General features: G+C 64.4%; 10 protein-coding genes. 3 read left to right on the plus strand and 7 right to left on the minus strand.

Annotated elements, in window-relative coordinates:
* Window positions 1-6: 6 nt before the first annotated feature.
* Both A5788_RS16835 and A5788_RS16840 read right to left on the minus strand, forming a co-directional pair.
* Window positions 7-1488, minus strand: a complete 1482-nt coding sequence (locus A5788_RS16835; protein ID WP_049699070.1) for a flavin-containing monooxygenase — start codon at window positions 1486-1488, stop codon at window positions 7-9.
* A gap of 99 nt (window positions 1489-1587) precedes the next feature.
* The gene (locus A5788_RS16840) at window positions 1588-2826 is read right to left on the minus strand and encodes a hypothetical protein (RefSeq protein ID WP_049699069.1); all 1239 of its coding nucleotides are present in this window, start codon (window positions 2824-2826) and stop codon (window positions 1588-1590) included.
* 176 nt (window positions 2827-3002) lie between these two features.
* Between A5788_RS16840 and A5788_RS16845 the strand changes: the two genes are divergently transcribed.
* The gene (locus A5788_RS16845; RefSeq protein WP_082938136.1) at window positions 3003-4298 is read left to right on the plus strand and encodes an MFS transporter; all 1296 of its coding nucleotides are present in this window, start codon (window positions 3003-3005) and stop codon (window positions 4296-4298) included.
* A gap of 45 nt (window positions 4299-4343) precedes the next feature.
* Here the strand turns inward: A5788_RS16845 and malQ are convergent, their stop codons facing one another.
* Entirely contained in the window at window positions 4344-6509 is a 2166-nt protein-coding gene (gene malQ, locus A5788_RS16850) for a 4-alpha-glucanotransferase (RefSeq protein ID WP_049698956.1), read from the minus strand.
* Window positions 6510-6623: 114 nt separating this feature from the next.
* Between malQ and A5788_RS16855 the strand changes: the two genes are divergently transcribed.
* Window positions 6624-7241 carry a cysteine hydrolase family protein gene (locus A5788_RS16855; protein WP_049698955.1) on the plus strand — a complete coding sequence of 206 codons (618 nt, stop codon included), beginning with the start codon at window positions 6624-6626 and terminating at the stop codon, window positions 7239-7241.
* Window positions 7242-7276: 35 nt separating this feature from the next.
* On the opposite strand, the gene A5788_RS16860 is transcribed toward A5788_RS16855, so the two are convergent.
* From A5788_RS16860 to A5788_RS16875, 4 genes are all read right to left on the minus strand, one after another.
* A complete protein-coding gene (locus A5788_RS16860; protein ID WP_049698954.1) occupies window positions 7277-8641 on the minus strand; it encodes an MFS transporter in 1365 nt (454 codons plus the stop codon).
* Window positions 8642-8727: 86 nt separating this feature from the next.
* Complete coding sequence (locus A5788_RS16865) at window positions 8728-9756, minus strand: esterase/lipase family protein (RefSeq protein WP_049699067.1); 1029 nt, start codon at window positions 9754-9756, stop codon at window positions 8728-8730.
* Between the two features lie 211 nt (window positions 9757-9967).
* Entirely contained in the window at window positions 9968-11374 is a 1407-nt protein-coding gene (locus A5788_RS16870; RefSeq protein ID WP_049698953.1) for an FAD-binding oxidoreductase, read from the minus strand.
* A gap of 7 nt (window positions 11375-11381) precedes the next feature.
* The gene (locus A5788_RS16875) at window positions 11382-12038 is read right to left on the minus strand and encodes an SDR family oxidoreductase (protein WP_049699066.1); all 657 of its coding nucleotides are present in this window, start codon (window positions 12036-12038) and stop codon (window positions 11382-11384) included.
* 261 nt (window positions 12039-12299) lie between these two features.
* On the opposite strand from A5788_RS16875, the gene A5788_RS16880 reads away from it, so the two are divergent.
* Window positions 12300-12776 (plus strand): MarR family winged helix-turn-helix transcriptional regulator, encoded by a 477-nt coding sequence (locus tag A5788_RS16880; protein WP_152930056.1) that lies wholly within the window; start codon window positions 12300-12302, stop codon window positions 12774-12776.
* Window positions 12777-12813: the final 37 nt, after the last annotated feature.

The following is a 12813-nucleotide window of genomic DNA, read 5'->3' on the forward strand; positions in this document are numbered from 1 at the left end:
TGCAACTCAACGATAGGAGTAGGACTCCAACGGGTAGCAGTCCATCTCGCGCAGTGTGGTCAGCGTCGAATTAGGACGCAGGAGCGTCGCCTCGCCGTGTGGGTCGAAGTAGTAGCTGCGCGACGTCGCACAGTTTCCGCGATAGAACACCGACGACTGCAGATGCTCGGTGACCTCGTCGAGGAACGCGTCGTTGGCGGCGTCGGTCACCTCGAAGACCTCGGACTTGCGTCGACGCATCTCGCCGAACAGGCGCGCGATGTGCTTCATCTGCGCCTCGATCGTCGTGAAGTACGAGAGCCCGCTGTAAGAGTACGGACTGTTGAGCGACAGGAAGTTCGGGAAACGCGGAACGGTGATGCCCTCGAACGCCTGGAAACGGTTGTCGCGCCACCACTTTCCGAGGTTGCGACCCTCTCGACCGATCACGGTCATCGCGGGAAAGTTGGTGTCCCACAGGTCGAATCCGGTGGCGAGTACGAGCGTGTCGATCTCGTGTCGCGTTCCGTCGGCACTCACGATCGCGTCGGGTTCGAAGTGTCCGATGCCTCCGGTCTCCAGCGTGACGTTCGGCCGCGCGTAAGCCCGAAAGTACTTGTTGGAGAATGTCGGTCGCTTACACCCGAAGTCATAGTCGGGTGTCAGCGCTCGCCTGGTCGCGCGGTCGGGAACCTGGGCGCGCAGATGCGCCCGGGCCAGCAGTGCCGCTGCCTTGTTGCCCGGTTTGAATTGCTTGAAGTGCAAAACGCCGAAGACCATCAGCATCTCGAGCAGCGAGGTGTTCACCAGACGAGCAGTGCGTTGTGTGAGCGGCACCGTGGCGAACAGATTCTGCAGCGCAGCGGGAATGGGGAAATCGACCTTGGGCACCACCCAGATCGGTGTGCGTTGAAAGACCGTCAGATGCGCCGCGTCGCGTGCGGCTTCGGGAATCAATTCCACGGCCGTCGCGCCGGTGCCGATGATTGCGACCCGACGCCCGGTGAAGTCGAATCCGTCCTCCCAGTCGGCGGTGTGCAGCACCTTCCCTTCGAACGAGTCGAGCCCGGGAAAATCGGGGACGTGCGGTTGCGACAGGAATCCCGTGGCGGTCACGTAGTAGCGACAGGTGCGACTCGAACCATCTGCGGTGTACACGGTCCACAGCCGCGACTGCTCATCCCACTCAGCCTTCTCGACGCTCGTGCCGAACTCCATGTGCCGCTTGAGGTCGTACTTGTCGGCAATGTGCTCGGCATAGCGTTTGAGCTCCGCGCCCGGAGCGAACAGCCGCGACCAGAACGGATTCGGCTCGAACGAATACGAGTACGTCACCGACGCGATATCGACTGCGAGGCCCGGATAGTGATTGACGTGCCACGTGCCACCGAGGTCGTCTTCGCGTTCGAGAATCGCAATCGATTCGACGCCCTGCCGCTTGAGTTCGATGGCGCCGCCCATTCCGCCGAAACCCGCGCCGACGATGACGACCTCATGATCTGGCTGCACCACGATCCGACCTCACTCCCCGAAGTATCTGTGACCTACAAACACAGTAACCCAGGTCACTTCGGAGGCAAAGAGTGGCGGCTTACGGTCGACGGGAGCTCAGCCGATCGATGAGCCGTCGTAGAGGACGTCGAAGAACTGCGTGGCGACGAGCTGCTCTCCCTTCTTGCGATCGACGCCGAGTTGCCTGCGGTACTTGGCGACGTGCTGCAGCGACAGCGCCGAGTACAGCAGCGGCAGGTGATCCTTGCGCTGGTCGTAGACACCCGCCGCACCCTTCGCCGCCGCGCGATTCGTTTTCCAATGCGACGGATGCATCAGTACATCGCGGATTACGGCAGCCTTGATCATCTTCTTGCGTCCCGGCGGGACCACGACCAGCTCGCCCGGATCGAACAGCGCGGCGTCGAATTCCTCGGGTGTGGCGATGGTGCACCCGGCGGTGGGACGCGGATTGCACTCCACCATGTGGTGCACGCCGTCGTCGGTCACCAAGAAGTCGAAGCTGATCTGGCCGTGCCAGTTCAATTCACGCGCGATGGTTTGTGCCGCGTGCAACGACTCGGGAGAATCGACCGACTCGAATACGATTCCGCCCCGATTGTCGATGGCCAACGGGTGCTCATAGCAGGAATGCAGCACCACCTCGCCGTGGTGCACCACGCTCCAACTGCACCGGTCGACACCCTTCAGGTATTCCTGCACCAACCACGGGTCGTCCGCGGTGGGATGTACGGCGTCGAGACTCGTCTCCGCGGCGAGTGGACCGGTATTCGTGACGACGTCGAGCCCGCCGCGGCCGTAGGCGGCGCGCGCGAACCAGTGCTCCCAGTGAGCGGTGGCCGCCCGCAGTTCGTCATCGTTCGTCGCCGTGATCGATTCGGCCACAGGAAGATTCAACGACCGACACAGCTCGGCGAAGGTCACCTTGTCATGCACGCGATGCAGCGTCGAGAAGTCCGGAAAGAACAGCTCGAGGTCGGGGTGCCCCGCCAGCAACCGGTCGCGATGGTAGGCGAGGTAGAACACCTCCTCGAACATCGGCAACAACCAGGTGACGTTCTCGGCGTCGATGATGTCGACGATCGCGGCGATGAACGCCTCGGTCTCCTGGGTCGGCGCGGGCACCGTGAAATGCTTGGAGGCTCCGCGTGAATGGCTCCCCGGTGCGGAACTGAACGTATCGGCGGCAATTACTCGCCGCCCGGTCACGCCGAGCTTGTGAATTTCATCGACGGCAAACGGCATGCGCGACGTGGTGGCAAGAATCGTGGGATCGATGGCTGGCACGGATATACCGTAACGGTCCGATGCGGCTTGTGCGGCGATAGAGGACATTCCCGGCATGAATCCGACGGTGCCTAGCGGCCCTCCCCGATCGATCGGTAGATGTGTGTCGAATCGAAAGATGTGGGTGCTGCAGCACCCACATCCTTACGTAAGACACACATTCACCAGAAACGCACCCGATCCCGCTACGGAATACCGTGGGGTGCTTCGACGCTAGGCCTCGTATGACGCAGACGCCCGGCCCGATGCACTCTCAGAAATCCGCTTCCACACGGCCTGATTCCGTCGAAACACCTTCTGATTCCGTCGAAACACACTCCCTCGAAACGCACTCCGGTGGGGCACGTTCATTCATAGCGGCCATCGCGGCTTTCGCGGTCGTGATGCTCGGCACCACGCTGCCGACTCCGCTGTACTCGATCTACGCGAAGGACCTCGGCTTCGGCGTCACCACGACGACGATCATCTTCGCCGTGTATGCGGCCGGCGTGATCGTTGCCCTGATCTGCTTCGGACGCTGGTCGGACATCCTCGGCAGGCGTCCGCTGCTGATCGCCGGCGCGATCCTCTCGGCGATCAGCGCCGTCGTCTTCCTGACCGCGGGCCCGGTCTGGCAGCTCATGATCGGACGTGTGCTCTCCGGTCTGTCGGCAGGTATCTACGCAGGTGCGGCGACCGCAGCGGTCATCGAACTCGCGCCTGCGAGCTGGCGTCACCGTGCGCCCGCACTCGCGACCGCGGCCAACATCGGCGGCCTCGGCCTCGGCCCACTCATCGCCGGACTGCTCGCGCAGTTCGCCCCGGCGCCGCTGCGCACCGCGTTCATCGTCGACCTCGTCCTGCTTGCGATCGTGTTCGTCGGCATCTGGTTCATGACCGAGCCGGTGACCCGCAAACCGGGAGTTCGTCTGTCGGTTCAGAAGCTGTCGGTGCCACCGGAGACACGCGCGGTCTTCGTGCGTGCCGCAATCGCGGCGTTCGCGGGATTCGCGGTGATGGGCACGTTCACCGGCGTGACCCCGTCGTTCGTGTCGCACGTGCTCGGCATCCACTCGCCCGCGCTCGCCGGGGGCCTGGTGTTCCTGCTGTTCGGTGCGTCTGCCGTCGCGCAGATCGCCGGTCGCGCGATCCCCACCGAACGCGCACTGATCGCGGGTTGTGCGCTCCTGGTCGTCGGCATGGCCGTTCTGGTTGGCGGACTACTCGCGGCCTCGTTCACATTGCTCGTCATCGGCGCGTTGATCGCCGGTGCGGGACAAGGCCTTTCGTTCAGCAAGGGACTCGCCGCGGTCGTCGCCGCCAGTCCTGCAGACCGTCGGGCCGAGGTGATGTCGACGTTCTTCGTCGTCGCCTACGTCGCCATCTCCATCCCGATCGTCGGCGAAGGTATCGCGGCATCTCACTGGGGCCTCAAAACGTCGGGGGTCGTGTTCAACGTGGCCGTCGGCGTGCTCGCGCTCATCGCGCTGGTGTCGACCGCCGTCGCTGTGCGGCGCGAGAACGCCCGCGCCTTCGCCTGATTCCCTTCAGGTCAACCGCCGCCGGGTAAGGCAGTCTGCGGTCGGTCAGTCCTGGAGCAGTGAGCGTCGATCCGCGCCGACGCCCTCCCCCACCAGGGCTGCGACGAGGTCGGCGAACCGACGGCTGCTTGCGAGATCCTCGACGAGCACGACGGTCCCGTCATCGTCTGCGAGCGGAATGCACCAGTTGGGGTACTGATCGCTGTCGGTGCCCGGTTGGTTCTGAATCCGACGCTCCCCGACGGCGTCGACGAGTGCCACTCCGAGCAGCACCGACGGGCTTGCCGCGATGAGCCGGTACAGCGCTTCCACCGTTTCCGCGCTCGTCAGATCGGTGTCCGGATCGAGCAGCCCGCGTGCGCGCGCCAGGTCGAGGATGGCGTCGCGGTCGCGTGCGTCACGGGCGCGTTCCTCGGACTCGGACGTCTCGAGCAGGCCGAGTTCGGCGCGCAGGTCTATGTGCTCGCCCGCCAGGTAGCCCAGCGTCGGTGGCAGGTCATGCGTGGTCACCGAGGTGAGACAGAGTTCTCGGTACTCCTCCGGCGGGATCGGCGCATACGGCCCGTGCTCGAACCACAGAATCGACGTCCCGAGGATTCCGCGCTGCGCCAGCGCGGTCTGCACCGTCGGCTCGAAGACTCCGAGATCCTCGCCGATCACCACCGCACCTGCCCGCTGCGCCTCGAGAGCCAGGATGCCGAGCAGCGCGTCGTGGTCGTAGCGGACATAAGTGCCGCCTGCGGGACCCATTCCGTCGGGAATCCACCACAGCCTGAAGAGCCCGAGGATGTGGTCGACACGGAGGCCGCCTGCATGCCGCAGAACCGTCCTCAGCATGTCGCGATAGGGCGCATACCCGGCGGCTGCGAGTCGGCCGGGATGCCACGGCGGCTGATTCCAGCCCTGCCCCTGCTGATTGAAGCCGTCGGGTGGCGCGCCGACGGTCGCACCGGAGGCCAGTACGCCACCGAGCATCCAGGCATCGGCTCCATGGCGGTCGACCCCGACGGCCAGGTCGGTGATGATCCCGATACTCATACCCGACGACGTGGCCGCATGCTGAGCCGCGGCCAACTGCTCGTCGCAGATCCACTGCAACCACATGTAGAAGTCGACGCGATCGCTGTAGCGTCGACGTACCCGCTTGAGATATCGCGGATCGGACGTCTTGGCGGGCCAATTCGTCTCGTCATTCCCGAAGCGTTCGACGAGTACACACCAGGTGGCGAAACCCTTGAGCCCTTTGCCTTCTCGCTTGCAGAACCGCAGAAACGCGTGCTCGCGACGCTTACTCCGCGGAACGTCGTGGATCAGTTCGAGCACGTCGAGTTTCGCCCGATATGACTTGTTGCGCTTGATTCTCGACGGATCGAGGTCGTCGCCGAAGAATTCCTTCTGCAGTCCCTTGATCCATTTACGTTGCGGTTTCGGCAGGGCGTCGGCCTCGGGGATGTCCTCGACCCTGATGTAGAGCGGATTGACGAAGCGACGTGTTGCGGGCAGGTATGGAGATGCCTCGACGGGTGGGCGTGGTGCCGCGGCGTGCATCGGGTTGACCTGGACGAAGTCGGCGCCGTAGACGCTGCCCGCGACCTCGCACACCTGGGCGAGGTCGGCAAAGTCGCCGACCCCCCACGACGCTGCCGAACGTACCGAGTACAGCTGTAGCGCCAGCCCCCACCGCTGGGCACCGAGGAGATCGTCTGCGGTCGATAGCCGACGTGGCGTGACGATCAAGGGTGCGGTCGCGTTGACGTCGCGCGCCGGATTGGCCCCGACGATCTCGTGATAGCCCTGCGGCAGATCCGACGGCAACGCGAACGTCGCCCGCCCGGTGAGCACACCGTCGACGTCCCGCGGCTGGGTCCACACGTCGAGCTGTGTCGGCGCGAGCGTGTCCCCCGATTCCGTTCGGATACAGACCGCGACCGGATCGCCGTGCGGAACGTGCACAGCGAACGTCGCGTCATCTCCCTCGGTGACAACGGTGACCGGAGGCAGGAACGACCGCCACGGAGCCACATCGAGTTCTGCGAGAGACTGCTCGATCTCCGTATCGGTGGCTGCCGCGACGTCGAGCGAGGCGAGCACCGCAACCAGCGTGTCCCGCGAAACCTCGTGATACTCCTGATCCCAACCGGTGTAGCCGATGCTCACTCCGCAGCGCTGTGCGAGCTCGGCCAGCCGGTCACTCACCTGATCGGTCGTCACGTCTGCATCGTCTCACCGATTCGGCGAGCACGCGCGCTCACCGACAACCTTGCGCGACGACGCAGCACGCAGTTCAATTCTTGTGACCCCGATCACTGCACACTGGGAGTACTCATGGCCGACGACACGCTCACCCTCGACCCCGCAACCACAGCATTGGTGCTCATCGAATACCAGAACGAGTTCACCAGCGACGGAGGCGTTTTGCACGACGCCGTCGCCGAGGTCATGGACTCGACGGACATGCTGGCCAACACTGTCACTCTCGTCGACAAGGCCCGTGCCGCCGGGGTGACGATCATGCACGCACCCATCACCTTCGCCCCGGGCTACGGCGAACTGACCCGGCACCCGTACGGAATCCTCAAGGGCGTCGTCGACGGCAACGCCTTCGTGAAGGGCACGTGGGGTGCCGCGATCGTCGACGACCTCGCCCCGACAGAGGGCGACATCCTCATCGAGGGCAAACGCGGACTCGATACCTTCGCGAGCACCAACATCGATTTCATCCTGCGCAGCAAGGGAATCGAGACGATCATCCTCGGCGGATTCCTCACCAACTGCTGCGTCGAGTCGACGATGCGGTCGGGTTACGAGAACGGCTACCGCGTCATCACGCTCACCGACTGCACCGCCGCGACGTCGCAGGCAGAACACGAGAACGCGATCTCGTTCGACTATCCGATGTTCTCGCTGCCCGTCGAGTCGTCGGAGGTTCTCGCGGCGCTGTGACCAGGTCGCACGCGTAGGCAGCACCGCCGCGGCGATCAGAAGAACTGGTCGCTGCGGCGGATCAGCGAGGTCGCGACGACGCTGATCAGTCCTGTCAGCACCAGGTAGCCAGCGGCCAGCCACGGCGTGCCACCCGCTGCGCCGAGCAGCGCGGTCAGGATGAGCGGCGTAAGACCCGACGCGTAGATCCCGGAGAACTGATAGACCACCGACAGCCCGGTGTAGCGGACCGGCGTCGGGTACAGGCTCGCGAACAACGTGCCCTGCGCGCCGTAGAACAGGGCGTGCACGACGCCGAACACCGCCACGAGTCCCACCGTGAACCAGACGAGGTCGGCGGTGCCGAAGAGCGCGAACACCGGGTACACCGCCACCGAGTAGGCGATCATGCCCGCCAGATACACACGCTTGGGCCCGAACCGATCGGTGAGTACTCCCGACACCGGCAACAGCACGGCCATCACCAGCGCGGCGATCGTCACCGAGATCAGAACCGAAACCTTGGGCAGGTCGAGTTGTGTTGTCGCATAAGCGATCGCGAAGACACCCCAGGTGTTGAACGCCGACCCCTCACCCCAGCGAGCGAGCAGCCCGAGCACCGTGTTGCGCGTATACGGTCGATGCACCACCTCTTTGAGCGGCGCGGACGACTTCTGGGAGAGTTCGTCGACCTCCTGGAAGGCGGGCGTCTCGTCGACCTTGAGGCGCACCACGAATCCGATGATCACCAACACGATGCTGCCGAGGAAGGCGATGCGCCAGCCGTAGGCGAGGAACGCATCGTCGTCGAAGACCACCTGCAGCAGGGCGAACACCGCCGTGCCCAGTGCGAGTCCGAGCGCCAGACCGATCTGCGGAATCGAACCGAAGAAACCTCGACGCCCCCGCGGACTGTGTTCGACGGCGAGCAGCACCGCACCCGCCCACTCCCCTCCGAGCGCGAACCCCTGTACGACGCGGAGCACCAGGAGCAGGATCGGCGCGACGATGCCGACCTGCGCGGCCGTCGGCAGCACGCCCATCAATGCGGTGGCGAGCCCCATCATCACCATCGTCAGCGCCAGCGTCTTCTTCCGGCCGATCCGGTCGCCGATGTGACCGAATACGACGCCGCCGATCGGGCGCACCACGAATCCGACAGCAAAGGTCGCGAACGTCAGCAAAGTGCCGACGAATCCACTCTGGTGCGGGAAGAACACCGTGTTGAAGACCAGACTCGCCGCGGTCGCGTACAGAAAGAAGTCGTACCACTCGACGGTCGTCCCGAGCAGGCTCGCCAGCGCGACCGTCCGCAGCCGCCGTCGCCGTTCGTCGTCTGTCTCGTCTATAGACGGCTCCGTGCTCGCGGCGTTCGTCGATCCGACGAGCCGATCAGATGAGGTCGTGGGAGTCGCAGTCACGGTTGTTCGACGCTACGCACCACTGCGCCGATGTGCCCAGACCAAAAATCACGATGATCCCAACTGGGCACGATCCCGACGAGCCGTCACCGCGCGACGCACACCACGGGTACGTCGGCGCCGAGGCCGCTCAGCGCCAGCGACTGTGCTCGCGGCGAGTAGGTGAAGTCGGTGTGCTCGGTATGGTCGCCGGCGCAGCCATTCTGGATGACGATGTTGTCGACGCGTGCACCGGGACCAGGTGTCAGAAACGACGCCGTGTACGGCGTGGAGACCTCGTCGTAGATCGTGGTGAGGACCGTGTAGTCGATTCCCGGCAGAGTGTCACCGCCGCGGTTGAGTCGAGTGATGAACGCCGACCCCACCTGCTGATCGGCACCACCGGGGCCCGATGCCGCGCCGACCTCGGAGCTTATGTCGATGCCCGCCGCCTGCAGATCGTTCTCGAGACCGACCAATCCGTCCATCGTCGTGCCATGATTCGTCGCGACCATCGTCACCACGTGAGACACCTTGTTGCGCTGCGGATTCGACGCATCAGCACCACCGTGGAATTTCAGGTACCCGCGCGCGATGACACCGCCCTGCGAGTGGCCGACGAGATCGACCTGGCGCGCACCGGTCGCCCGCAGCACCCGATCGACGAAACCAGCGAGCTGCGCCGACGACTCGTCGACGTGCCCTGCGCCGTACTCGCCGCCATGCTGCCGTGCAGGTATTCCGCCACCATCGCGCGCAGACAGAATTCCGAGTTCTGGTGCAAAGACACAGAATCCGTGCCCAGCAAGCATCGGCGCAAAGCCCGCCCACGTCTGATACGCCGATTCCCAGGTTCCATGTACCAGAACGACGGGACGCGGATGGGCAGCAGATGGCCGGCATGCCCAGTTGTTCGCGCCCGGTGGATTCGCTTCGGGATTCGAGAATCGCGCCGCCGCACGGAAGTCGGACTGCACGGGACCCGTACCAACGGGGTCTGCACCGACGCTCGTCGCCGCATCCGCTGTCGGTGCGAGTATCGCTGCGGCCACGAGCACCGCAAACGCTGCCGCGACGACAGTCGACCCGATACGACGTGAACGAATCGGATAAATACGAAATCTGTTGCGTAACATTGATTCCCCCCGGAATTGACTCTTCTCAATCGGAAATTCGGGATTGAGCATAAGGGCAATCGGAGGTCGCCGGACCAGTCATGTGGTGGGTCAGTAGTTGAATGCCCAGTGTGTCGACGCTCGCATTGCGTACCCAGATTGTGGCCGCCGATACCAGCGAGCCGAAATACCGGGCAATCCGGAAATACCAAGCGATTTGGCGTGCCGATCACTACTCGAAGAGAACTCCAGGGTTGAGCAGCCCCGCCGGGTCGAGCGCAGTCTTGATCGCCTTCATCGTGTCGAGGTCTACGGCCGATCGGCCGAGTCCGGTCCACGCAACCTTCGCGCGGCCGATCCCATGTTCGGCGCTGATGCTGCCGCCATGCGCGGAGACAACTCGAAACACCCTGTCAGTCAACGATTCCACCGATTCCTCAGCGACGTCGAGCAGGTTCACATGAATATTGCCGTCGCCCACGTGCCCGAAAAGGATTGGCCGACAATCGTCGTCATCGGCAATCGCGGCGAGCTCAGCGAAGGCTGCAGGCAATGCCCGCAGGGGAACCGAGACGTCGAGCTTGACGACCGGCGTCGTCGTCGACCGTGCTATGGATTCGGTATGGCTTTCACGCACGAGCCACAGATCGCGCGCAGGCCCCGGTTCCACCACCGCATCGACGACGCCCGGCTGACCGTCGAGCACTTGCAGCACAACGTCTTCCGCGTCATGCGGACCCGAGACCTCCAGGAGGACATAGAACTGGGCGGGGCTCGACACGGGCCGTCGGACTCCGTGGTCGTGCACGAGATCGACACCTGCCTGAGTCATGATCTCCGCAGCCTCTGTGGTCAGCCCGGCGTCGGAGACGGCGTCGATCAAGGCGAGCGCCACCGATACGTCGTCGATGGCAGCGACGAACACGACAGTCGCACCGGTCGTCGGAACCAGGCGGACGAGCACGCGCGTGATGACAGCCAACGTGCCCTCACTCCCCGCGAGCAGACCCGGAACATCGTATCCCACATTGTCTTTCACGAGACTGCGCCACCGGCGCAGGATCTGTCCGTCGGCGCGCACGGCCTCGATCCCGAGTAGCTGACTGCGGGTGTTGCCATGCCGGATCATTCGAGTGCCGCCCGCGTTGGTCGCCACCATTCCACCGAGCGTTGCCGATTCACGCGACGCGAGGTCGACGCCGAACCGGAGACCGGCGCTCGACGCCCGCGCGTCGAGCGCCGCGAGTGTCACCCCTGCCTGCACGCCGACACTGCGGCCCACGGTGTCGATCTCGTCGATGTCGGTCATACGTGCGGTGGAGAGCACGATCGCAGGAGTCGACGCATCGGCGGGCGGAATCGACCCGCCGACGAGTCCGGTATTGCCGCCCTGCGGGCAGATCGCGATACCTTCGTCGGCGCACAGCCCGACGACCGCGGCGACCTCGTCAGCGGTGAGGGGACGAACAACCGCGACGGCGGAGCCGGTCCAGCGACCGGTCCAGTCGGTGAGGTAACCCGCCATCGCGTCGGCGTCGGTGAGGACGTGCGACGACCCGACTATCTCGCCAAGTCTCTCGCTGAGACTGCGCGAGACGTCGGGTCTGCCGCTTGCGGAATCGACGGGATCAGGAGCCACCTCCCGATTATGCGGGCTTGATGGCCTCCGCGATCGGCGTGGAGCCGTCGTTGAATTCGATGAACGTGCCGATAGTCGACGGCTCGGCGATCACGGCGGCCGCAACCTGCGCGACGTTGTCGCGGCTGGTGTGACCCTTCTTCCAGTCACCCTTGTGCGTGACGTCGATGCGGCCGGTGCCGGGGTCGTTCGTGAGTCCACTCGGCCCGAGAATGGTCCACTCCAGGTCGGTCTTCTTCAGATACTCGTCGGCCTCAGCCTTCGATTCCGCGTATGCGTAGAACGAATCATCCTCCGGCACACCGTGATCAGGGCCGGCCCCGAAGTAGGAGACCATGATGTATCGGTCGACGCCTGCCGATTTTGCCGCGTCCATCGACCGAATGGCCGCGTCGCGATCGACGGCGTAGGTGCGCTCCGGACTTCCGCCACCAGCACCCGCCGACCACACCACGACGTCCTGGCCGGCCAGGACCGAAGCGAGGCCCGCCGTGTCGAGCTTCTCGACGTCTGCGAGCAGCGGTTCCGCGCCGGTTGCTGAGACGTCGTCGGACTGGGCGTCGTTACGAATGACGGAGGTGACCTTGTCTCCCCCGTCGCTCAGGATCTTGGCCAGTCGCAGTGCGATCTTGCCGTGTCCGCCGATGATGATCACCTGGGTCATGAGAGTCCTCGATTCGTCGGTGAATGTGTCGCCATATCCAACGTACCGACGCCGACGGGTCATCCCGGCCGGAGCGCCGACGCCCTCAGGCGAACACCGTTCGCCGAGTTTACGATTCGATTACTTAGCATCAAGCAACTATATTGATCGTGTCTGGGTCCCTTGACCGACTTCCCGTCATCTGGACTTTCGTAGGCCCCAGAAATCGAGCCCAGTCATCTATTGACCAACCGTTATCGACAAACGAAACCAATCGAGAAGGTGATCACGCTGTCCGACTCCACTTCGCTCGTCTCCACGTCGCTCGACGGAGCGGGCACAAAAGATGTCGCAGTGCTTCATCACCACCTTGTTCGCGTCACCCGCGCACTCCGCACCAGCGGAACCGGCAACCTCAGCGTCGGCACGGCATCGGCCCTCTGGACGATCAACGCCCACGGCCCGCTGCGCATGTCGGCGCTCGCCGAGCGTGAGGCGGTCGCACTGCCGACGGTCTCGCGCCTCGTCGCGAACCTCGAACAACTCGGGTACGTGACCAGGACACCCGATCCCGAAGACGGTCGCGCGCGCCTCCTGGTGGCAACTCCAGAAGGCGCGGATGTGATCACGCACGCCCGTACCAAAAAGGCGCAGTTACTCGGAGCCGCGATGGAGCGACTCGATTCGCAGCAGCAGGAGCGCGTCCACGCGGCCATCGAAGATCTCGCCGACGCCCTGGCCGAAGAGATCTCGACCTGACGGGCCCTCACGTCCCTTCGACTTCTCCACTACCGAG

The organism is Gordonia sp. 852002-50816_SCH5313054-c, from assembly GCF_001665925.1.
Lineage (GTDB): Bacteria > Actinomycetota > Actinomycetes > Mycobacteriales > Mycobacteriaceae > Gordonia > Gordonia jacobaea.